The sequence below is a fragment of the Acetobacter pasteurianus genome, from assembly GCF_009914215.2.
Taxonomy (GTDB): Bacteria; Pseudomonadota; Alphaproteobacteria; order Acetobacterales; family Acetobacteraceae; genus Acetobacter; species Acetobacter pasteurianus.
The window spans coordinates 1,182,497-1,203,802 of record NZ_CP039846.2; the positions used below are offsets into that span (position 1 = coordinate 1,182,497).

Genomic DNA, 21,306 nt, shown 5'->3' on the forward strand with positions numbered 1-21,306 from the left:
TCGCACAAGATCACAGAACGACAGAACGGAGAAAGAAAACCATGGCAGTCAAAATCGCTATCAATGGCTTCGGACGCATCGGCCGCCTTGTGCTGCGCGGCATTATTGAAAGCGGACGCACCGATGTTGTGCCGGTAGCTATCAATGATCTGGGCAGCGTAGAAGCCAATGCCCATCTGTTAAGCTATGACAGCGTGCATGGTCGCCTGCCTGCTGATATCCGGGTGGATGGCAACAAAATTATTGTCACCGCCAACGGTCGCACATGGGACCCCATTACCGTTTCTGCGGAACGTGATCCCTCCAAGGTTCCTTTTCAGGGCGTTGACGTGGCCATGGAATGCACCGGCCTGTTTACCTCCAAGGAAAAAGCGCAGCCGCTGCTTACAGCCGGCGCACGTAAGGTGATTATTTCCGCACCTGCTACAGATGTGGATGCCACCATTGTTTACGGTGTAAACCAGGATGTGCTGACATCGGACATGACCGTGATTTCCAATGCATCCTGCACCACCAACTGTCTGGCCCCAATGGCCAAGGTGCTGGAAGATGCGTTCGGGATTGAACGTGGCTACATGGTTACCATTCATTCCTACACGGGTGATCAGCGCACGGTAGACACGCTGCACAAGGATCTGCGCCGCGCCCGCGCTGCTGGCCTGAACATGATCCCGACCTCCACAGGTGCCGCCCGCGCTGTTGGTCTGGTTCTGCCACAGCTTAAAGGCAAGCTGGATGGCACCGCCATTCGCGTTCCTACCGCCAATGTTTCCATCGTTTCTCTGGACTTTGTGCCTAAAAACGCACCGGCTTCAGTTGAAGACGTCAACAACGCCATCAAAGCCGTTGTCGACTCCGGCAAGATGAAAAACGCTCTGGCGTATTCTGATGCACCGCTCGTCAGTTCTGATTTCAACCATGCACTGGCATCTTCAACATTCGATGCAACACAGACCGCATTGGTAGATGGCGGCAAACTTGTTCGTGTCTGCTCCTGGTACGATAACGAATGGGGCTTCTCCAACCGCATGTCTGATACAGCAGCCCTGTTCGGAAGCCTGTAATGGCAGAACTTCCTTTCAGCACGCTGGATACGCTTGACCCCAAGGGCAAACGTATTCTGCTGCGTGTGGACCTGAACGTGCCCATGAAGGACGGGAAGGTTACAGACGAAACACGTATTGAACGTGTTGTGCCCACCATTCGCGAACTGGCTGAAAAAGGCGGGCGGGTTATTCTGCTCAGCCATTTTGACCGGCCAAAAGGCAAGGTGGTGCCGGATATGTCGCTCCAGCCCATTGCTACGGCTCTGGCCACAGCTTTGGGGCGGCCTGTCAGCTTTGCGCATGATTGCATTGGCCCGGATGCCGAAGCCGCTGCGCGCTCCATGCAGGATGGAGACATCCTGCTGCTGGAAAACACGCGCTTTCAGCCGGGTGAAGAAAAGAACGATGCAGGCTTGTCCGCAGCCCTCGCCAGCCTTGGCGATGTGTATGTGAACGATGCCTTTTCTGCCGCGCACCGTGCACATGCTTCTACCGCTGGCGTTGCAGCCCATCTGCCATCTTATGGTGGCCGATTGATGCAGGCAGAGCTGGAAGCCCTATATGCTGCGCTGGAAAACCCGGAACGGCCTGTTGGGGCTATTGTGGGCGGCGCAAAAATTTCCACCAAACTTCAGCTTCTTGAAAACATGCTGGCAAAGGTGGACATGCTGGCTATTGGTGGCGCCATGGCCAACACGTTTTTGGCTGCCAAGGGCCTACAGGTTGGCAAATCCCTGATCGAAAAAGACATGCTGGATACAGCACGCACGATTATGGAACAGGCCAAAGCCAAAAACTGCGATCTGATCCTTCCGGTAGATGTTGTGATTTCGGAAGACTTTATTGCAGGAGCACCCACACAGGTTGTGCCTGTAATGGCTATTCCTGATGGCTGGATGGCACTAGACGTTGGACCAGAAACCGTAAAGCTGCTGCAAAGCAAACTTGCTGGTTTGAAAACGCTGGTCTGGAACGGGCCTTTGGGCGTGTTTGAACTGCCTCCGTTTGATGAAGGCACAAATGCTGTTGCTCAGGCTGCTGCCCAGCTGACGCAGGAAGGTAAACTGAAAACCGTAGCCGGTGGTGGAGATACTGTTTCCGCCCTGCGGCATGCGGGTGTGCTGCATAAGATGTCTTATGTTTCCACCGCAGGCGGGGCTTTTCTGGAATGGCTGGAGGGCAAGGTGCTTCCCGGCCTGACAGCTATCAGCACAACACTGGAAAAAACCCTGCCAATCTAAGCACGGTTTTAAAGTTCTATTCTTGCAAAACCACTCCAGACCTTGTGTCTGGAGTGGTTTTTTTTATGCTGTCTTTTCAGCTTTCAACTGCGGGCGTGGATGCCCGTACATTTGCATCAACCCAACACCCGCCATAACAATACACCCACCAATAAGGGTGCGCGCATTTGGCACTTCTCTCACCAACACAAACGCCAGCAGAAGCGTTGTGGGAGAAAGCAAATATAACAAGCCGGAAGAACGAGCGACACCCACCTGCCCTACCACATGCGCCCAAGCGCCATACCCCAGAATAGACGGGAACACCCCCAGCACCCCAACCAACGCCCAAGCTGGCCAACCATTATGCGTGTTTATGGCACTGGGAAGCCATGGCAGAAGCAGACCTGCGCCAATTAGCAAAATATAAGCCGTAGTCACCAACGCTCCGTAGCGCGTTACCAAAGGCCGTTGGAGCAGATAGTATGTTGCAGAGCATAAAGCTGCTGCCAGCATAACTGTGGTGCCAGAACCGAAACCTAACCCGCCGGGTTGGCCGCTCCCAATAATCACCACACCGGTAAAGCTGATAAGGGAGCCTAGCCACCCCCACACAGTCAGTCGTTCGTTCAAGAACAGAACGGCAGCAATAGCGGCTAAAAAAGGGGCTGTATTCAACAACAGACTGGCTGCGCCAGCAGAAACTGTCTGTTCACCCGTATTGAAAAGAATATTGTAAAGCGCAATGCCAATGCCGCCACATGCTAAAAAGCGTGGAATATCTTTTAGTCGCGGTAATGCTGGGCGCTTTACACACAACCAGCACACAACAAGGCACGCAGCCACCATATAACGGGCCGCAGCTAACGGAACAGGCGCAAAAAAAGGAAGTGCCAGCCGCACAACTGGATATGCACATGCCCAAGAAAGCAATGCAGCCACAACGGCCAGAACAGGCACAGGTTTATGAGGAACCATTCAGTATCAGGCCCTGCAATTAAAAAGGATCATGGAAACCGTGATCTTTTTTCCGCACCTATTCGCGCCGCAAAACCTGATCTGTCAGAAAAGAAGAAAGCTTATTTGCCACAAACTCTTCTTTTAGCGCATGCTCATCATATTCATTTCGCACCCATTCAAGAAAAGGCATGCGACCTTCTCCCTCCGCCTGATAATGCAGGAAAAATGCATCCAGAATACCTGTGCGAGAACTCCGGAAATGCCCGTATTTCCAAGACAGTTCCTTAAGCGCCTGTTGGGCAGATCCACCTTCAAACAGCACCACCAAGCCAGACGCCAAACCGGCGCGATCTGCGCCCGATTTACAATGCATCAGCATTGGAAAATCCAGCTTCTGGTACATATCCGCAAAACGCAGAATTCTATCCTTATGGGGCGCACCACGGCTTTCAAACGCCATATCTACATGGTGCAAACCAAGGCCGCGTGCAGCATTGCGAGAGAGGGCATCAGACCCGCATTTTCTATGCCCACGTAAGTTCACCAGCGTACGCAAGCCCAACCGTTCCATGGCTCTTTTCAAGCGCGCTGGGGTGGGGTGGTTACACCGATATACTTTGCCCGGAATAACCGCGTGGAAGTTCGTCCACATCAGGCGGAAAATGGCGTGATCTACAAACAGGCTGTCAGTCCAGGCCCGCGCACGGCCAGATGATGAAGAAAGATGGCCGTCAAACACGAAAAACCTCACTACCAAACAGATCGTCTTCTAGCAGGTTTCATGTTCCACCTTCCTTTGCTGCCGTCAATGCAGAAGGGCAGGAAGATGAGGTATCTTCGCTTGAGTTACAAAAAACCCGGCAGGGCAAAGCCATACCGGGTTTTTATAAATCTACTGACTGGAAAGACGAAAAATCAGACTTTCCGTTCCAGTTGCAGTTCCTTGATACGCCCAATGGCCTTAGCCGGGTTCAGACCCTTCGGGCATGTCTGGGTGCAGTTCATGATGGTACGGCACGCATACAGTTTGAAGGTATCTTCCAACCCATCCAGACGGTCACCCGTATGTTCATCGCGGCTATCGGCAATCCACCGATACGCTGCCAGAAGAACGGCTGGGCCTAGATACTTGTCCCCATTCCACCAATAGGATGGGCAGGATGTCGTGCAGCAGAAGCACAGAATGCATTCCCACATCCCATCCAGCTTGGCACGTTCCTCAATGCTCTGCTTCCGTTCGGAATCTGGCGGAGGAGCACTGTCTGCCTGCATCCAAGGCTGGATGGAGCGCAACTGCGCATAAGCACCATCCAGATTGGACACCAGATCTTTTACAATTGGCATATGCGGCAGCGGATAGATGCGCACATCGCCTTTGATGTCCTTGATGGGTTTTAGGCACGCAAGCGTGTTTTCCCCATCAATGTTCATAGCGCAGGACCCACAAATCCCTTCACGGCAGGAGCGCCGGAATGTCAGTGTGGGGTCTATTTCGTTCTTGATGTGGATGATGGCATCCAGCACCATTGGCCCGATGGTATCCAGATCAAGTTCGTAGCTATCAATAACCGGGTTTTTGTCATCATCCGGGGTCCAACGATAAATCCGGAATGTTCTGACATTTTTTGCACCGGCTGGTGCGGGAAAGGTTTTACCTTTCCCGATCGTGCTGTTGCGCGGCAGTCTGAGTTCAACCATGTTCGCCTCCCTTTATCGCCCGTTCGTTCCGATAACTCAGTAAACGCGCTTTTTGGGTGGGAAGACCTGCACATCATCGGTCAGGGTCTTCATATGCACCGGACGGTAGGTCAGCTTCACGCCGCCCTTGTCATCCAGCCACGATACGGAATGCTTGAGCCATTCCTTGTCATCACGGTCAGGATAATCATCCCGCGCGTGTGCCCCACGGCTTTCATGCCGTGCAAGGCCGCTTTCCAGCGTGACAGTGGCGTTTGCCAGCAGGTTTTCAAACTCCAGCGCTTCCATCAGATCGCTGTTCCAGATCAGGGAGGAATCTGCCACAGAGATATCGCTCACACCGGTCCAGATATCGCGAATCTTGTCCACGCCTTCCTGCAGGCTTTCCTGCGTACGGAACACAGCAGCATGTGTTTGCATATCACGCTGCAAGCGCTCACGCAGAGCAGAAACCTTGGTGCCACCCTTGGCGTAACGCAGCCGGTCCAGCCGATCCAGCGCAGCTTCACCAGCACCAGCAGGTAGCGGACGGGTGAAGTCTGTTGGCTTCACCACTTCCGCAGCACGACGGGAGGCAGCACGGCCAAACACGATAAGATCCAGCAGAGAGTTTGTGCCCAGACGGTTTGCACCATGCACGGAAACACAAGCCGCTTCACCCACAGCCATCAGGCCCGGCACAACTGCATCCGGGTTATCCGGAGTTGGGCGCACCACTTCACCATGAATATTGGTGGGAATACCACCCATATTATAATGCACGGTTGGCAGAACCGGCACGGGCTCCTTGGTCACGTCCACACCGGCAAAGATGCGTGCCGTTTCAATAATACCCGGCAAACGCTGGTGCAGAAGATCAGACCCAAGGTGCTCAAGGTGCATCATGATGTGGTCTTTTTTCGGACCACAGCCACGGCCTTCCTTGATCTCGATTGTCATGGCGCGAGAAACCACATCGCGCGAGGCCAGATCCTTGGCTGTTGGCGCATAACGCTCCATAAAGCGTTCGCCTTCGGAGTTGGTCAGATAACCACCTTCACCACGGCAGCCTTCTGTCAGCAGGCAGCCTGCTGGATAGATGCCGGTGGGGTGGAACTGCACAAATTCCATATCCTGCGTAGGAATACCCGCACGCATGGCCATACCGTTACCATCACCCGTACAGGTATGGGCAGAGGTGCAGGACTGGTACGCACGGCCATAACCGCCGGTAGCCAGCACAACCATCTTGGCGTTGAAACGATGGATTGTGCCATCATCCTGGCACCAGGCCATCACGCCACGGCATTCACCTTCCTCATCCATGATGAGATCAATGGCAAAATATTCGACAAAAAATTCAACATTGTGCTTGAGGCACTGCTGATACAGCGTGTGCAAAATGGCATGGCCGGTACGGTCAGCCGCAGCACAGGCACGTGGCACAGGCGCCTTGCCATAATCGCTCATATGCCCACCAAAGGGGCGCTGATAAATCTTGCCATCTTCCGTGCGGGAAAACGGCACACCAAAGTGTTCCAGTTCGCGCACAGCAGGCACGGCCTCACGGCACATAAATTCAATGGCGTCCTGATCGCCCAGCCAGTCAGACCCCTTTACGGTGTCATACATGTGCCAGCGCCAGTTATCTTCGGCCATGTTACCCAGAGAAGCCCCGATGCCCCCCTGTGCAGCCACAGTATGGCTACGTGTTGGGAAAACCTTGGTAACGCATGCGGTGCTTAGCCCTGCGGCGCCCATTCCCAACGTTGCACGCAGGCCCGAACCACCTGCTCCCACAACCACAACATCATAAGCGTGATCAACAATTCGGTAAGCTCCCCGTGACGGAGAGGTATTGGCGTTCATCGTGACGGCGCTCCCATTGCGTTCGGCCTGTCAGTCTTTTCAGGTTCGTGCCACAGCGCTTCAGGCTTTGGGGCGCTGGCGGCACAGGCTCTTGATTCTATAAGGCGGTGCCCGGCTTATTTGGCAGTGCTACCGCGCACAAACAGCTTGATAACGGCAATTACGCCCAGCAGCCCCAACAAGGAGGTGCCGATTTTAACAAGCAGCCGGGTAGGCAGATGCGCCTTGCCATGCACGTAATCATCCACAATGACCTGCAGCCCAAGCTGAGCATGGTAGAAAGTGGTGATGATCAGGGCAATCAGCATGGTCGCGTTTACGGGCTTGCCGCCCCACTTCACCACTTCTGCATGATCTGCGCCGCCAAGGCGGAACATCTGCACCACAAACCACGTTGAAAGTGGAAGCAGAGAAGCTGCCGTTACACGTTCGGCCCACCAATGGCCTACACCGGAATGCCCGGCCCCAAGCCCGCGTGCCCGCCCAAGCTGGGAGCGCATGACTTCAATATGAGGAGCAGAAGCATTCATGTCAGGACACCTTTCCTGCTTTGGCGCGGCTGCGTTTGCGACAAATGGAAACAGCCAGAAGGCCAGCCGCCAGAACAGTGCTGACACCAGCGGTAACACCCACGGCTACCGGGCCATCCTTGTTAACTTCCTTTTTATCGTACCGGTAACCGCTATCCCAGATCAGATGGCGAATACCGCCAACCGTGTGGTAAATAACAGATGCCAGCCAACCAAGTAGCACAAGCTGCCCAAGCGGGTTGCCCGTAACCTTACGCGCTGTAGCAAAGGCTTTTGGCCCTTTGGCCGCAGCCCCAAGCCAGAACACACCCAGTGTTGCACCTGCTGTTGCGATAACGCCCGTAATACGGTTCATAATGGAAAGAACCATGGAAAGGCGATAACGGTAGACCTGTAAATGCGGCGACATGGGCCGCTGAATAAGTCTGCCGTCACTTCGGCTCCCTACATAGAGGGCCTTGCGGATATCCTGCATTGTCTGCCTCGTACCCCGTCTCTATCCCGTAGCGCCGGCTGGATCCGGCGTTTGCATCGTTTTTGTCCTACGCCCCACCCCTCTGGCCGGTCAATTCAACAGACCAACACGAGGCCGAGAGGGGTGGGATTCTCACTCAACCGTGTCTGGGCAGGAGATCGAGAGCAATCATGGTTTCGGCAATCTGCACCGCGTTCAAAGCCGCACCTTTCCGCAGATTATCGGACACACACCAAAATGCGAGACCATTGGGAACTGTTGGATCGACACGAAGGCGTGAAACGTAGGTTGCATCTTCACCCACCGAGTCAATCGGAGTCACGTAGCCACCATCTTCACGCTTATCCAGCACCACAATGCCTTCTGCTTCACGCAGGGCTTCGTAGGCACGCTTGATGTCAACGGGTTCTTCAAACTCAGCCACAACAGATTCAGAGTGACCAATAAACACGGGCACACGCACACAGGTGGCAATCACGTCTACATCCGGGTCGAGAATTTTCTTTGTCTCGACTCGCATCTTCCATTCTTCTTTGGTCGCGCCATCATCCATAAACACATCGATCTGCGGAATGCAGTTGAAGGCGATCTGCTTCTGGAACTGCTCTATCTTGGGTGGGTCATTCACAAAGGTGCCGCGTGTCTGGGCGAACAGTTCATCCATGCCGTCCTTACCTGCACCGGAAACAGCCTGGTAGGTGGACACCACAACCCGCTTGAGGGTGAACAGATCATGCAGCGGCTTAAGTGCCACTACCATCTGAATGGTAGAGCAGTTGGGGTTGGCAATAATGTTGCGCTTGATCTGCTTAAGGGCGTTCGGGTTTACTTCTGGCACCACCAGCGGCACATCCGGATCCATACGGAAGTGAGAGGTGTTGTCGATCACCACGCAGCCTGCCTTGGCTGCAATGGGTGCATATTTTGCAGACACAGAGCCACCGGGAGAAAACAGTCCAACGTCCCATCCGGTGAAATCAAATGTTTCAAGGTTCTGCACTTTCAGAACCTGATCTCCGAACGAAACTTCCCGCCCGGCAGAACGCGGCGAGGCCAGAGCCACAATTTCATCAACCGGAAATTCCCGCTCCGCCAGTGTTTTGAGGATTTCACGCCCCACGGCTCCAGTCGCGCCTACAACAGCAACCCGATATCCCATAATCCACCTGCTTTTGATCTTGTATATATGTCGGCCATATATATGGCCTGATGGCGGCAGACCCTAGACCATTACGCAACCAAATGGAATTGCCTGCCACGGGCAGCTGCCCCGGTGATTGCACGCCCCGCGGCTTTTTTCTGCACACTCCAAAACATTGATACCCACCCGAAACAGAAACCCACTGCCATGGTGAGCCGTTTAAGCGCACGACATACGGAACAAGGGGCAGGCCAGCGCTAAACAAAAATACAATAAATTACTTGAACACTATGACTATATTTTTTGATACACATCATTGCAGCCTCCCTGCGCGCCGTAGTGTCATGACTTTTGTGCCTCAGGCAGGATGCAAAACCTGTTCTGACCTTTGCCCAACTTTTACAACAGAGTTTGGAACAGACCGTGACACTTAAAATTGCAATTCTGAAGGAAACGGCAGCCGATGAAAGACGGGTTGCCATGATTCCATCAGTCGCCCAACGCATTGCCAAACTTGGAGCCTCACTGGTTCTGGAACAGGGCGGAGGGGCCGCTGCAACCTATACGGATGCAGCATACACCCAGGCTGGTATCACCACAGAAGCGGATCAGCAGAAACTTCTGGGAGATGCAGATATTGTGTTGGCTGTGCAGCCACCCAGCGTGGATACGGTGAAAAAAATGAAGCCCGGCAGCCTGCTGGTATCTTTCATTTACGCCAAAACACAGCCCGATCTGGTCAAGGCTTTGCGCGATGGCAAGATTACCACATTTGCCATGGAGCTTATTCCACGCATCAGCCGGGCACAGGCCATGGATGCGCTTTCCAGCCAAGCAGCCTTGGCCGGGTATTACGCACCTCTGCTAGGCTGCGTGCACATGCAGAAAATTCTGCCCATGATGACAACTGCCGTTGGCTCGCTCCGGGCTGCACGTGTGTTGGTAATGGGGTTGGGTGTTGCCGGGTTGCAGGCTTTGGCAACAGCGCATCGGCTTGGCGCTGTGTGCGAAGGCTATGATGTGCGCCCCGAAACCAAGGAAGAAGCGGAATCCGTTGGTGCACGCTTTGTAGATACCGGCGTGGATGCCCGAGGCGCTGGCGGCTACGCCCGTGAACTGACACCTGAAGAAAAAACAAAAGTGCGTGCTGCACTCAGCCAACATATTGCACAGGCTGATCTGATTATCACCACAGCAGCCGTTCCCGGCAAACATGCACCACGCCTGATTGATGCAGACCAGTTGGCCGCCATGAAGGAAGGCTCTGTTGTGGTAGATATGGGCGCCCCCAATGGCGGAAACTGCGAAGGCACAAAAGCCGGAGAAATTATTAAAGTTGGGCCGGTAACATTGGTGGGACCAACCAATCTTCCTTCCTGCCTGGCTGCACAGGCGAGTGAGCTTTATGCCAAAAATATTTACAACCTTTTAGAACAGGTTTTGCATGACGGCACGCTAAAACCTGATTTTACGGATGATGTCATTAAAGGCACCACCCTTACGCATGATGGCGCAATAACCAATGATGCCATCAAACAGTTTATCGAAAGCGCTCCGGTGGAGAAAGCATCATGATTACCGCAACATCCATGACCTTTATTATCGCTTTATACATTTTCATGCTGGCGGCCTTTACCGGGTATGTGGTGATCAGCCGCGTGCCATCCATTCTGCATACGCCCCTGATGTCTGGCTCCAACTTTATCCATGGGATTGTGGTTGTTGGTGCTTTGGATGCGTTGTTTAACGCAACCAGCATTTCCGGACAGATTATTGGTTTTATTGGGGTTTTTCTAGGCGCAGGCAACGTAATGGGTGGCTATGTGGTAACAGACCGTATGCTTGCCATGTTCCGGCCCAGCCAAAAACCGGCCCCCGCCAAGAAGGAACAGCAATAAATGTTTATTGAATACATTGTAGGCCTAAGTGGCCTTATTGCTGCCGGCCTGTTTATTTACGGGCTGAAAGCCATGTCCTCCCCCGTTACGGCTGTATCTGGTATTGTTACAGCTGGTTACGGTATGATCTTTGTTATTTCAGCAACTTTTCTGAATTTATTTAACGTAACAGAAGCCGCAAAACCGCACCTTCTGGTAAATGTGGTGTTGGCTGTATTGGCTCTGGTTCTGGGTTGCGCATGGGCTGGTTGGCGTGGCCGTACTGTGCAAATGACAGCCATGCCGCAGATGGTTGCAATTTTTAACGGTATGGGCGGTGGTTCTGCTGCTTGCTTGGCAGCTGTAGAACTTTTAAGCGATGATCCAACATCCCCCCTACACCTCACCATTACCGTTTTGGGTGCGCTTATCGGGTGTATTTCACTTACCGGTTCCATTATCGCATGGGCCAAGCTGGACGGGCGAATGAAAAAGCCTGTTCGCTTTGGTGGTCAGCGTATTTTCAATGCCGGGGTGTTTCTTATTGCTCTGGTGTTGGGCGCACTTACGGTCATGCAGTATGCCACACCGATGGGGGAACTCCCGCGGGATCTGTTCTTCCTAGCGGCTTTGCTGTTTGGCGTGTGCATGACACTGCCTATCGGTGGTGCCGATATGCCGGTTGTTATTTCGCTCTACAACGCATTTACCGGGCTGGCTGTTGGGCTTGAAGGGTATGTGATGAACAACCCTGCCCTGATGATTGCAGGCATGGTTGTAGGGTCTGCCGGTACATTGCTCACTGTGTTGATGGCCAAGGCCATGAACCGCTCACTCACCAACGTGTTGTTTAGCAACTTTGGTGATAGCACCAGCAGCGCCAAAGGCCCGCAAGGTGAAATGCATTCTGTTGATCCTGCAGATGCTGCCACCACCATGCGTTATGCATCTAGCGTGATCATTATTCCCGGTTACGGGCTGGCCGTGGCACAGGCACAACAGAAACTTTACGAATTTGTCAAAATTCTTGTTGCCGATGGTGTAGATGTTAAGTTTGCCATCCACCCCGTTGCTGGCCGTATGCCTGGACATATGAACGTTCTGCTGGCCGAAGCTGGCGTGCCATATGACATGATTTATGACATGGATGACATAAATGATAGTTTCGCTACAACGGATGTTGCGCTGGTTATTGGCGCCAACGATGTGGTGAACCCGGAAGCCCTGACCGATAAATCTTCCCCCATTTATGGCATGCCTATTTTGAATGCTTACAAGGCGCATCAGGTCTTTGTCATTAAACGTGGTACGGGCGTTGGATATTCTGGCGTGCAGAATCCGCTCTTCTTCCAGAAGAACTGCACAATGGTATTTGGAGATGCACAGGCCGTGCTTTCCAAAATGGTTGAAGCTGTCAAAAGTCTTGGCGGCTCCTGAGCATGACAAGGGCGAGGCTTATCCCTCGCCCTTTTTTATTTTCCATATCTGTTTGTAAAATAAAGGAAGCATATCATGTCCGGAAAAATGAAAGCCGCTGTGGTTCATGAATTTGGCAAACCACTAACCATTGAAGAGCTGGACATTCCCACCATTAAACCTACCCAGATTTTGGTTAAAATGATTGCCTGCGGCGTGTGCCATACAGATTTGCATGCTGCCAGCGGGGATTGGCCCAAAAAACCACATCTGCCGTTTATTCCCGGCCACGAAGGAGTTGGCACGGTTGTGCAGGTTGGCAGCGAAGTAGATTGGGTAAAGGAAGGTGACGTTGTTGGCGTGCCTTGGCTCTATTCTGCCTGTGGCCATTGCGAGCATTGTCTGGCTGGGTGGGAAACGCTTTGTGCGAAGCAAGAAGAAACTGGCTATTCCGTAAACGGCTGCTTTGCCGAATACGTGGTAGCAGACCCTAACTACATTGCTCATCTTCCCAAAGGCGTAGACCCCGTAAAAGTTGCTCCCGTACTGTGCGCTGGCCTGACCGTTTATAAAGGCCTGAAAATGACAGACACGCGGGCAGGGAACTGGGTTGCCATTTCCGGCGTTGGGGGGTTAGGCCAGATGGCTGTGCAGTACGCCGTAGCAATGGGGCTGAATGTTGTGGCGGTAGATATTGATGATGAAAAACTGGCAACCGCCAAAAAGCTTGGTGCAACGTACACTGTTAACGCCAGAAATACAAATCCAGCAGCATTTATGCAGGAAAAAGTTGGTGGCGTACACGGTGGATTGATCACCGCTGTTTCCACCAAAGCATTTTCTCAGGCTATGGGTTATGTGCGGGCAGGGGGCACTTTGGTGCTAAATGGGCTGCCGCCGGGTGATTTCCCAATTTCTATCTTTGACATGGTCATGAATGCCATTACCATTCGCGGCTCCATAGTAGGCACACGGCTGGACATGATTGAAGCTCTTTCCTTCTTTGCGGAAGGGAAGGTAACATCTGTCACCACAACGGATCGGATTGATAACATCAACGCAATTTTTGATGCACTCAAAAACGGTCGGGTGGAAGGCCGCGTGGTTCTGGACTTCCGCAACTGAGCAACTCCTAATCTCAGAAACAAAAGAAGGGTTATTCTGATGGCTTATGCAACAATCAATCCCTTCACCGAAGAGCAGGTGAAGACATTCCCCACCGCCACAGATGCGGAAATTGAAACAGCGGTTGGCAAGGCTGATGCCGCTTTCCAGAAATGGAAAAACTTCTCCCATGCGGATCGTGCACGCATTCTGCAGAAAGCAGCTGATTTGCTGCGCGAAAATCTGGATGAGTATTCCAAGCTGCTGACCCTTGAAATGGGCAAGCGCTTTGCTGAAGCTCAGGCAGAAACGGAACTGTCCGCTGCTATTTTCGAATACTACGCCAAGAACGCTGAAAAGCTGCTGCAGCCGCAGGATCTGCCCGTAGCAGACCCACAGGAAGGTCGCGCCAAACTGGTGTATGAACCGCAGGGGATCATTGTTGCGATCGAACCTTGGAACTTCCCGTTCTATCAGGTTGCCCGCATTATCTCTCCTCAGCTTTCCGCTGGTAACACGGTTATTCTAAAGCACGCCTCCAACGTGCCGCAGTGTGCTGCCGCCATGGAAAAACTGATGCTGGACGCCGGGCTGCCAGAAGGTGGCTTTATCAACCTGTATCCGTCCCACTCACAGCTTGCCACGGTTATTCAGGACCCACGCGTACGCGGTGTTGCCCTTACGGGCTCTGAAGGCGCAGGTGCCAAAATTGCTGCTACAGCCGGTGGCGCACTTAAAAAGTGCATCATGGAACTGGGTGGCTCCGATGCGCTGATCGTGCTGAACGATGCAGACATTGAAAAAGCCGCCAAATGGGCTGTTTTTGGCCGCCACTGGAACGGCGGGCAGGTGTGCGTTAACGCCAAGCGCATGATTGTGGAAGACGGTGTTTACGACAAGTTTGTAGAGCTGTACCGCAAAGGCGTAAGCGCCCTGCGTATGGGTGATCCGATGGACCCCAACACCACCATGCCGCCTCTTTCTTCCCGCGGGGCTGTGGAAGACCTGAAAAAGCAGGTTTCTGAAGCTGTGGCACACGGAGCAAAAGCAGAAGAAGTTCCGCTGGAAATGCCCAACAAAGGCTGTTTCTTCCGCCCTGTTATTCTGACAGATCTGGATGAAAGCAACCCGGCACGCCGTTGGGAATTCTTTGGCCCGGTTACCATGCTGTTCCGCGCGAAAGACGCAGACCATGCTGTAGAAATCGCCAATGATTCCCCATACGGCCTGGGTGGTTCCATCTTCTCTCAGAACGAAGAAAAAGCTGCTGAACTGGCCCGCAAGATGGACACCGGCATGGTGTACATCAACCACCCAACAATGGTGAAAGCTGACCTGCCGTTTGGTGGTGTGAAGCGTTCTGGCTTTGGCCGCGAACTGATTGACCTTGGTCTGAAAGAATTCGTCAACACCAAGTTGATCGACATTGTGGACATTGACGCACCGTTCTAATAGGCGCGGCTCAATCCAACAAAAAAGGCGGAGGGAAATTTCCCTCCGCCTTTTTTATACCGTGTAACGGTAAAAATTTTTAATTACTGCGGTACGACCTGCGCAAAAGCCCAATCCAGCCAAGGCAGTAAGGCGCGCACATCTGCTGCTTCTACCGTAGCACCACCCCAGATACGCAGGCCCGCAGGGGCATCACGGTAACTGGCCAGATCAAACCCAATGCCTTCTTCTGCCAGAATGGCCAGCATCTTCTTGACTGTTTTGGTCTGATCTTCACGCTCAAGGGCCAAGAACCACGGGGCCACAATACGCAGACAAATAGCTGTAGAGGAACGTTCTTCACGCTTCTGAGCCAGAAACTCTACCCAGTCCGTTTTTTCCACCCACATGGTTACTTCAGCCAGATTGGCTTGGCTGCGCGCTTTCAGCCCTTCCAAACCGCCAGCACCTTCAGCCCATTTCAGGCTATCCAGCGCATCTTCCACGCACAGCATGGAAGGCGTGTTAATGGTATCTCCCCGGAAGATACCTTCAATCAAAGCACCCTTGTTGGTCATGCGGAAGATTTTAGGCAGAGGACGTGGCGCCTGAAAACTTTCCAACCGCTGCACAGCCTTGGGAGAAAGGGCGATCATGCCGTGGGCGGCTTCACCCCCCAAAGCTTTCTGCCAAGACCATGTCACCACATCCAGCCGATCCCACGGCAGATCCATTGCAAACGCAGCAGAGGTGGCATCACAGATTACCAGCCCCTCATGCTGCTCTGGAATGGCATCTGCTGAGGGAATACGCACGCCAGAGGTGGTGCCATTCCATGCCAGCACCACATCATGGTTCCAATCAACCTGCGCCATATCTGGCAGGCTGCCGTATTCGGCTTTCAGAACCCGTGTGTTTTCCAGCTTAAGCTGGGTGACAATATCCTGCGCCCATAGTGCTGAGAAACTTTCAAACGCCAGCACATCTACCGGGCGTTCCCCCAACATGGACCACAAGGCCATTTCCACCGCACCGGTATCGGAAGCAGGCACGATACCTACGCGCCAACCTTCTGGTACACCCAAAATGGCGCAGGAACGGTCAATAACTTCTTTCAGCCGTGCACGCCCTTCTGCTGAGCGATGCGAGCGCCCCACCAACGCATTTGCCAGCGCCGATACATTCCAACCCGGCCGCTTTGCGCACGGGCCAGAAGAAAAGCATGGATTAAGGGGACGGCTGGCCGGACGAGGAAGAACGGATAAGGAAGCGGCTGTCATAACCTTGGCCAGAATAGGGGGAGAAGAAATCTGGTGCGAGAGAGGGGACTCGAACCCCTAAGCCCTTTCGGGCGGTCGATTTTGAGTCGACTACGTCTACCAATTCCGTCACTCTCGCAGCGTGGCCCTTTTCCTATCAGCAAATTGCCGCCGGGAAAAGAGGCATGCATGCTTTATCGGCACACTCTTTTTGTACCGTCAGAGGCAATATAGGTGCCTGTCTGGGTATCAAAGCATGCATTTTGCACGCAAGAATTGCCAGAAGAAAGCGGCTGCGGGTAATTTTGCACACCCATCGCCATATTTTCACGCGCAGCGGTTCCGCACAGTGGTGTGTTCAGCGGTGCGGAAGGGTCATTTATCAAATGGCTGTCATTCGTTGCAGATGGCTCGGTTGTCAGGCCCGGAGCAAAGCTTTGCGGGGGAATACGATGTCCCTGCTGAGGCGCACACCCTGCCAGCAGCCCTCCCGCCAGACACAGGCTGACAACACCAACAGAAAAACGGATGGACATGCGCTTTCTTCTTTCCTGACAGCGCGGGCCCCTCCGCCCGCGTGGTTTATATTTGGCAGATCATAAACCTGATTGGCGTTGTAGCTCAACTCGGCGTGTTACAGTTCCAGCACGCCTTGCTTGGGTTGGCGCGTGCCATCGCCAATCACAGCCGGGCGGGCACCATCACCGAATGTTAGTTCTACACGTTCGCCATCACGTAATTGTTCAGCACTGGTAACTGGCCGCCCCTCCGCCGTAACAAGTGCATACCCACGGGCCAACACAGCGCGGGGAGAAACAGCTTCCAACTGCCCGGCAATACCTGCAAGAGCTGTCCGTCTTTCCCGCACCAATGCCTGCAATGGGGCGGGAGATATCCGTAGACGACCCAACCGGGCATCCTGCTTTTGGAAAGTATGCGCCATGCTGGCCTGCAACATGTTTGCCAGCACCGCCAAACGGGTGCGCCGCCCTGCCAATAAGGTTTCAACCGCAGGCATATGGCGTTCAATAGCAACCAGATCGGCTTTCCGCCGCTGCACCAAAGCGGGCAGGGCAACATCTAATCTACGGCCTCTGTCATCCAACTGCATACGCGCTGTCTGCAACAGGCTTGGCAGATCCGGCATGGCAGAAGATGCACGATCCAGCCTTAAGCGTGCGGTTTGTAGCTGGCGAGAAAGCGCGCCCAATGCACGCGCGTTTCTGTGCTCTATATCTGCCAGAAGTTCCGTGCGCACTGGCACGGCCATTTCTGCCGCGGCTGTGGGTGTTGGCGCGCGCCTGTCTGATGCAAAATCAATCAGGGTTGTATCTGTTTCGTGCCCTACGGCAGAAATCAGCGGGATTGTGCATGCAGCAGCAGCTCGTACCACGGCTTCATCATTAAAAGCCATCAGGTCTTCGAGTGATCCACCACCACGCGCCACAATCAGCACATCTGGCCTGGGCACTGCACCTTGGCCATCAAGCTGGGAAAAACCATCAATCGCCGTAGCAATGCGCGCCGCAGCTCCTTCCCCCTGCACAGGCACGGGCCAGACAATAACAGGCCGCGGGAAACGCCTTTGCAAGGTTGTGCAGATATCATGCAGCACAGCACCTTGAGGTGATGTCACCACCCCGATCACGCGCGGCAAAAGCGGAATGGCTTTTTTGCGGGCTGTATCAAACAGCCCTTCTTCCGCTAGCCTGATGCGTAAGCGTTCAATACGGGCCAGCAAAGCGCCTTCGCCCGCATATTCCATCCGCTCTACAACAAGCTGATAGCTGGAACGCTCACCATAAGCCGAGATCTTACCGGTGGCGATAATCTCCACCCCGTTTTCTGGCGCCAGACCAAGGCGAGAAACCGAACCACGCCATACCACACCAGAAATTTTGCCCCGCTCATCCTTGAGCGAAAAATACACATGGCCGGAGGGGTAGCGTTTAAGTTCCGTAATTTCGCCACGCACGCGCACGCGGCTGAATGTGCCCTCCAGCGTGCGCCGGATAGCACCCGAAATTTCTGAAACGGTAAATTCCGGCACATTGTTGCTGGCCGATGGAATGTCAAACTGTTCGGTCATGCGGCTAACCTATGCTACAGACGCTCGCCCTGAAAAGAGCAGAACATCAAGATGCAGGAGAAAACAATGCGGGTACTTCTGGTTGGATCTGGCGGCAGGGAGCATGCGCTGGCCGCAACACTTGCCCGTTCTCCGGAACTTTCAGCCCTGTTTATCGCGCCCGGCAACCCCGGCACAGCGGAACTTGGCGTAAATGTGCCCATTGGTGCGCAAGATGTTCCTGCACTTGTGCAGTTTGCTCTGGAACAAAAAGTCGATCTGGTTATTCCCGGCCCGGAAGCCCCATTGGTGGCAGGGCTGGCCGATGCCTGTGCCCGCGCCAAGCTGGCCTGTGCAGGCCCCACGCAGGCTGCTGCCCGGCTTGAAGGCAGCAAAAGCTTTACCAAGGAAATCTGCTACGCCGCCAACATTCCCACAGCACAGGCCGAACGGTTTACAGACGTAAACGCCGCCTTGACCTACGTGCGTGAAAAAGGTGCACCCATTGTTATCAAGGCCGATGGCCTGGCAGCCGGAAAAGGCGTTGTGGTTGCCACCACATTGGCCGAAGCCGAAAGCGCTGTGCAGGACATGATGGCTGATGGATCACTTGGTGATGCAGGCCGCTGTGTGGTGATTGAAGATTGCCTTGTCGGTGAAGAGGTCTCTCTTTTTGCATTCTGTGCAGGTGAAACAGCAACGCTGATTGGTGCCGCCCAAGATCACAAACGCATTGGAGATGGAGATACCGGCCCCAATACCGGCGGAATGGGAGCTGTTTCCCCTCCAAAAGGTTTTGGTCAGGCAGAACAGGAAGCCGCGCTTGATCTGCTGGTACGCCCCATGCTGAAGGAAATGGTGCGCCGTGGCACACCTTTCCGGGGTGTTATTTTTGCTGGCCTGATGCTGACAGATAGTGGCCCGCAACTGATAGAATACAACGTAAGATTTGGTGACCCGGAAGCCGAAGCACTGCTGCCTCGGCTTACTTCTGACCTTCTTCCTGCTCTTAAGGCTCTTGCAGAGGATCGGCTGGATACCACACCTGTCACATTTTCCGATCAAGCATCTGTTTGCGTTGTCATGGCTGCGCGGGGCTATCCTGGTTCACCTGAAAAAGGTGCCGTTATTTCCGGCGTTGAAGATGCCAACAAACTACCTGATGTGCAGGTCTTTCAAGCTGGTACCAAGCTGAATGCGGCAGGAGAACTTGTTGTGGCCGGAGGGCGCGTACTGGTTGTTTGCGCATTGGGAGACACCGTGAAACAGGCGCAGGAACGCGCTTACGAAGGTGTTAAAGCCATTTCATGGGATGGTGCTACATGGCGCACAGATATTGGTAACCGCGCCCTTTAATCAGCTTTAAATAACAGCCCTTAGCCATACAGACCCGTTTCTGTTTGGTTAAGGGCTTGCTGTTTGGCAGGCTCGGCCCAAAACCAAGGCGTCTGAGCCATCTTCATAATACTTTTTGCGTAAACCGAGTTTTTCAAAACCCTGTTTTTCATACAGGGTTCTGGCGGATTGATTGTTTACCGAAACTTCCAAAAACAGGTTTTGCGCCCCCTTATGTTGCGCAACCTGAGCACCCCATGCCAGCAACTGTTGGGCCAAACCGCGTTTTCTATACTCTGGCAATACGCAGACCGTTAAAATTTCTGCTTCATCCACCACAGTGCGTAACATGATAAAACCGGCGGGTTGATCTTCCTCCATAACAATACCTGCATGCACACCCGGAGATGACAGCAAAGCCGTTATGGCTGTTTGATCCCACCGAGCACCTGTATTGAAGCATTGCGCATGCATGCTGGCTAATAGCTGTGCATGTGCAATACTTGCCTCCTGCATATGCACGGTCAAACTGGTTGGGCCCGTAAGCCATCTGCCGGCAATTTAGCTTCTGGCGGATCTACATACAGCGGAACAGGGTCTAACGGAGGAAGCTTTCCCATTTGGCGTTTAAGTGCTGCATCTGCAATTTGCTCTGGGGTTGGCGTGCGTAATGGGCTGTGAATAGCATGTGAGAAAGAAAGAGCCTCACTAGCATCACCCGCCACCAGCCAATTTCCTTCAGGAGCCTGCCAATGGGCTATCATGACTGCACGAACATGCTGAGCATCTTCAACAAACACCCGGCCACGACGCGCCGGTGTAACCACCAACCATCCTTTTAATTCTGGATGCCGCTGTAATTCTGCATCCAATGCAGGTGCCAGAGCTTCAGCGCGTGTTACGCCCACCAATGGGCAGCCAGCCCCCAGTGCAAAACCGGCAGCCACAGCGCAAGATGCACGCAGGCCAGTAAAAGACCCCGGCCCGACAACCACAGCAACAAGATCTGGCTGTATGCCAGTTTCTGCGCCCCATCCTGTTTTTTGTAAAACCGTATCGGCAAGAAGGTTAATGCCCTCTGCCGCCTGCTTACCCGCCACCATCTCGGCATTCAGCATAGAAAGTTTATCACCCTCGGCCAGAACGCAAGCGGCCATCCCGCAAGCAGACTCTCCTGCTGGGCTACCATCCAGAACCAGAATACGCTGCACCATCATGAAACCACGCAGCAGGCTTCTTCAAACGCCAGACGCGGGGCACGTGGGAGCTGATTTTCAAAATCTCCATACCCCAGGCACAGCAGAAAGTTTGCACGCCAACCCTGTTCCGCCAGAAAAGCGTCTTCCACTAAAGCCTGATCAAACCCGGAAATTGGCAAAGCATCAAGCCCAAGGGCACGAGCTGCCATAATCATGTAAGCCCCTTGCAGCGTGCCGTTCCGAAAGGCGGTTTCCTCTGCTAACCCAACGTCTGATGCAAACCATGAGCGTAGGTTTTCTTGCGGGCACAAACGCGGCAACTGCTCAAAAAATAACGGATCATGCGCAACAATGGCAATAACCGGCGCACCCATTACCCGATTGACGTTGCCCTCAGACAAAGCCGGACGCAACCGCTCACGCCCATCTGAACCGGTAATAAAAACAAACCGGGCTGGGCTGCAATTGCCGGATGTAGGCCCCATTTTTGTGAGATCATACAACTGACGCAGCACATCTTCTTCGACTGTGCTGGTTGTCCAGCGGAGGGGCGTACGCGCCTTTCTGAAAAGGAGATCCAGCCCGTTTTCATCCAGCATATGTATCTTGCCCTGTCTTGCGTCTATCATTGAAAGGGCAGGCATAAAAAACACCTGCCTGCTTTCTATGCCACGCTTTGGTGCGCGACAAAAGCAGACA

The 21,306-nt window shown here is 53.6% G+C and carries 21 protein-coding genes and 1 tRNA gene; 8 read left to right on the forward strand and 14 right to left on the reverse strand.

From position 1 onward, the window contains the following. Positions 1-41 precede the first annotated feature (41 nt). Both gap and FCN51_RS18960 read left to right on the forward strand, forming a co-directional pair. Positions 42-1,064: a type I glyceraldehyde-3-phosphate dehydrogenase gene (gene gap / locus FCN51_RS18955; protein ID WP_160256589.1), complete on the forward strand. Its 1,023-nt coding sequence runs from the start codon at positions 42-44 to the stop codon at positions 1,062-1,064. After that, entirely contained in the window at positions 1,064-2,287 is a 1,224-nt protein-coding gene (locus FCN51_RS18960; RefSeq protein WP_160256590.1) for a phosphoglycerate kinase, read from the forward strand. The genes gap and FCN51_RS18960 overlap by 1 nt, the downstream gene beginning before the upstream one ends. 63 nt (positions 2,288-2,350) lie before the next feature. On the opposite strand, the gene FCN51_RS18965 is transcribed toward FCN51_RS18960, so the two are convergent. From FCN51_RS18965 to FCN51_RS18995, 7 genes are all read right to left on the reverse strand, one after another. Next, positions 2,351-3,244, reverse strand: coding sequence for a DMT family transporter (locus tag FCN51_RS18965; RefSeq protein WP_003629436.1), 894 nt, complete (start codon positions 3,242-3,244; stop codon positions 2,351-2,353). 58 nt (positions 3,245-3,302) lie between these two features. Continuing rightward, complete coding sequence (locus FCN51_RS18970; RefSeq protein ID WP_003624925.1) at positions 3,303-3,965, reverse strand: tyrosine-protein phosphatase; 663 nt, start codon at positions 3,963-3,965, stop codon at positions 3,303-3,305. A 176-nt stretch (positions 3,966-4,141) separates the two neighbouring features. Next, positions 4,142-4,924: a succinate dehydrogenase iron-sulfur subunit gene (locus tag FCN51_RS18975; protein WP_003624930.1), complete on the reverse strand. Its 783-nt coding sequence runs from the start codon at positions 4,922-4,924 to the stop codon at positions 4,142-4,144. A gap of 36 nt (positions 4,925-4,960) precedes the next feature. Continuing rightward, a complete protein-coding gene (gene sdhA, locus FCN51_RS18980) occupies positions 4,961-6,772 on the reverse strand; it encodes a succinate dehydrogenase flavoprotein subunit (RefSeq protein ID WP_003624932.1) in 1,812 nt (603 codons plus the stop codon). Positions 6,773-6,888: 116 nt separating this feature from the next. Then, positions 6,889-7,302, reverse strand: coding sequence for a succinate dehydrogenase, hydrophobic membrane anchor protein (gene sdhD, locus FCN51_RS18985; RefSeq protein WP_019089027.1), 414 nt, complete (start codon positions 7,300-7,302; stop codon positions 6,889-6,891). 1 nt (position 7,303) lies between these two features. Next, positions 7,304-7,777, reverse strand: a complete 474-nt coding sequence (gene sdhC / locus FCN51_RS18990) for a succinate dehydrogenase, cytochrome b556 subunit (RefSeq protein WP_012812271.1) — start codon at positions 7,775-7,777, stop codon at positions 7,304-7,306. 136 nt (positions 7,778-7,913) lie between these two features. After that, positions 7,914-8,936: an aspartate-semialdehyde dehydrogenase gene (locus FCN51_RS18995; protein WP_160256591.1), complete on the reverse strand. Its 1,023-nt coding sequence runs from the start codon at positions 8,934-8,936 to the stop codon at positions 7,914-7,916. 405 nt (positions 8,937-9,341) lie between these two features. Between FCN51_RS18995 and FCN51_RS19000 the strand changes: the two genes are divergently transcribed. The 5 genes from FCN51_RS19000 (at position 9,342) to FCN51_RS19020 (ending at position 14,767) form a co-directional block, all read left to right on the forward strand. After that, positions 9,342-10,493, forward strand: a complete 1,152-nt coding sequence (locus FCN51_RS19000; protein ID WP_201762612.1) for an NAD(P) transhydrogenase subunit alpha — start codon at positions 9,342-9,344, stop codon at positions 10,491-10,493. Then, complete coding sequence (locus tag FCN51_RS19005) at positions 10,490-10,816, forward strand: NAD(P) transhydrogenase subunit alpha (RefSeq protein ID WP_003624941.1); 327 nt, start codon at positions 10,490-10,492, stop codon at positions 10,814-10,816. The genes FCN51_RS19000 and FCN51_RS19005 overlap by 4 nt, the downstream gene beginning before the upstream one ends. After that, entirely contained in the window at positions 10,817-12,232 is a 1,416-nt protein-coding gene (locus FCN51_RS19010) for an NAD(P)(+) transhydrogenase (Re/Si-specific) subunit beta (protein ID WP_160256593.1), read from the forward strand. It abuts the gene before it with no gap. 75 nt (positions 12,233-12,307) lie between these two features. After that, the gene (gene adhP, locus FCN51_RS19015) at positions 12,308-13,336 is read left to right on the forward strand and encodes an alcohol dehydrogenase AdhP (RefSeq protein ID WP_160256594.1); all 1,029 of its coding nucleotides are present in this window, start codon (positions 12,308-12,310) and stop codon (positions 13,334-13,336) included. Between the two features lie 39 nt (positions 13,337-13,375). Further along, positions 13,376-14,767, forward strand: coding sequence for an NAD-dependent succinate-semialdehyde dehydrogenase (locus FCN51_RS19020; RefSeq protein ID WP_003624944.1), 1,392 nt, complete (start codon positions 13,376-13,378; stop codon positions 14,765-14,767). A gap of 83 nt (positions 14,768-14,850) precedes the next feature. Here FCN51_RS19020 and FCN51_RS19025 read toward each other — a convergent pair whose 3' ends face one another. The 4 genes from FCN51_RS19025 to xseA form a co-directional block, all read right to left on the reverse strand. Then, positions 14,851-16,026 carry a phosphoserine transaminase gene (locus FCN51_RS19025; RefSeq protein ID WP_064776416.1) on the reverse strand — a complete coding sequence of 392 codons (1,176 nt, stop codon included), beginning with the start codon at positions 16,024-16,026 and terminating at the stop codon, positions 14,851-14,853. Positions 16,027-16,057: 31 nt separating this feature from the next. After that, positions 16,058-16,144, reverse strand: a tRNA-Leu gene (locus FCN51_RS19030). A 55-nt stretch (positions 16,145-16,199) separates the two neighbouring features. Further along, positions 16,200-16,541, reverse strand: coding sequence for a hypothetical protein (locus FCN51_RS19035; protein WP_160256595.1), 342 nt, complete (start codon positions 16,539-16,541; stop codon positions 16,200-16,202). Between the two features lie 98 nt (positions 16,542-16,639). After that, positions 16,640-18,094, reverse strand: coding sequence for an exodeoxyribonuclease VII large subunit (xseA, locus tag FCN51_RS19040; protein ID WP_160256596.1), 1,455 nt, complete (start codon positions 18,092-18,094; stop codon positions 16,640-16,642). 51 nt (positions 18,095-18,145) lie between these two features. Between xseA and purD the strand changes: the two genes are divergently transcribed. Beyond that, entirely contained in the window at positions 18,146-19,429 is a 1,284-nt protein-coding gene (purD, locus tag FCN51_RS19045) for a phosphoribosylamine--glycine ligase (RefSeq protein WP_160256597.1), read from the forward strand. 48 nt (positions 19,430-19,477) lie between these two features. Here purD and rimI read toward each other — a convergent pair whose 3' ends face one another. Genes rimI through FCN51_RS19060 form a run of 3 tightly spaced genes read right to left on the reverse strand, consistent with a single transcriptional unit; the run spans position 19,478 to position 21,251 of the window. Continuing rightward, positions 19,478-19,930 (reverse strand): ribosomal protein S18-alanine N-acetyltransferase, encoded by a 453-nt coding sequence (rimI, locus tag FCN51_RS19050; RefSeq protein WP_201762622.1) that lies wholly within the window; start codon positions 19,928-19,930, stop codon positions 19,478-19,480. Between the two features lie 2 nt (positions 19,931-19,932). Beyond that, a complete protein-coding gene (tsaB, locus tag FCN51_RS19055) occupies positions 19,933-20,625 on the reverse strand; it encodes a tRNA (adenosine(37)-N6)-threonylcarbamoyltransferase complex dimerization subunit type 1 TsaB (RefSeq protein ID WP_160256599.1) in 693 nt (230 codons plus the stop codon). Beyond that, positions 20,622-21,251, reverse strand: coding sequence for a malonic semialdehyde reductase (locus tag FCN51_RS19060; RefSeq protein ID WP_160256600.1), 630 nt, complete (start codon positions 21,249-21,251; stop codon positions 20,622-20,624). Before FCN51_RS19060 ends, tsaB begins: the two co-directional genes overlap by 4 nt. Positions 21,252-21,306 lie beyond the last annotated feature (55 nt).

Bases quoted from the DNA above. Each gene is read 5' to 3' on its own strand.
- FCN51_RS19035 (WP_160256595.1), bottom strand. From the start codon at position 16,541: ATGTCCATCCGTTTTTCTGTTGGTGTTGTCAGCCTGTGTCTGGCGGGA.
- sdhC (WP_012812271.1), bottom strand. From the start codon at position 7,777: ATGCAGGATATCCGCAAGGCCCTCTATGTAGGGAGCCGAAGTGACGGC.
- FCN51_RS18965 (WP_003629436.1), bottom strand. From the start codon at position 3,244: ATGGTTCCTCATAAACCTGTGCCTGTTCTGGCCGTTGTGGCTGCATTG.
- FCN51_RS19010 (WP_160256593.1), top strand. From the start codon at position 10,817: ATGTTTATTGAATACATTGTAGGCCTAAGTGGCCTTATTGCTGCCGGC.
- sdhD (WP_019089027.1), bottom strand. From the start codon at position 7,302: ATGAATGCTTCTGCTCCTCATATTGAAGTCATGCGCTCCCAGCTTGGG.
- adhP (WP_160256594.1), top strand. From the start codon at position 12,308: ATGTCCGGAAAAATGAAAGCCGCTGTGGTTCATGAATTTGGCAAACCA.
- xseA (WP_160256596.1), bottom strand. From the start codon at position 18,094: ATGACCGAACAGTTTGACATTCCATCGGCCAGCAACAATGTGCCGGAA.
- FCN51_RS18975 (WP_003624930.1), bottom strand. From the start codon at position 4,924: ATGGTTGAACTCAGACTGCCGCGCAACAGCACGATCGGGAAAGGTAAA.
- FCN51_RS19025 (WP_064776416.1), bottom strand. From the start codon at position 16,026: ATGACAGCCGCTTCCTTATCCGTTCTTCCTCGTCCGGCCAGCCGTCCC.
- FCN51_RS18995 (WP_160256591.1), bottom strand. From the start codon at position 8,936: ATGGGATATCGGGTTGCTGTTGTAGGCGCGACTGGAGCCGTGGGGCGT.
- sdhA (WP_003624932.1), bottom strand. From the start codon at position 6,772: ATGAACGCCAATACCTCTCCGTCACGGGGAGCTTACCGAATTGTTGAT.
- tsaB (WP_160256599.1), bottom strand. From the start codon at position 20,625: ATGATGGTGCAGCGTATTCTGGTTCTGGATGGTAGCCCAGCAGGAGAG.
- FCN51_RS18960 (WP_160256590.1), top strand. From the start codon at position 1,064: ATGGCAGAACTTCCTTTCAGCACGCTGGATACGCTTGACCCCAAGGGC.
- gap (WP_160256589.1), top strand. From the start codon at position 42: ATGGCAGTCAAAATCGCTATCAATGGCTTCGGACGCATCGGCCGCCTT.
- FCN51_RS19020 (WP_003624944.1), top strand. From the start codon at position 13,376: ATGGCTTATGCAACAATCAATCCCTTCACCGAAGAGCAGGTGAAGACA.
- FCN51_RS19005 (WP_003624941.1), top strand. From the start codon at position 10,490: ATGATTACCGCAACATCCATGACCTTTATTATCGCTTTATACATTTTC.
- FCN51_RS19060 (WP_160256600.1), bottom strand. From the start codon at position 21,251: ATGCCTGCCCTTTCAATGATAGACGCAAGACAGGGCAAGATACATATG.
- purD (WP_160256597.1), top strand. From the start codon at position 18,146: ATGCAGGAGAAAACAATGCGGGTACTTCTGGTTGGATCTGGCGGCAGG.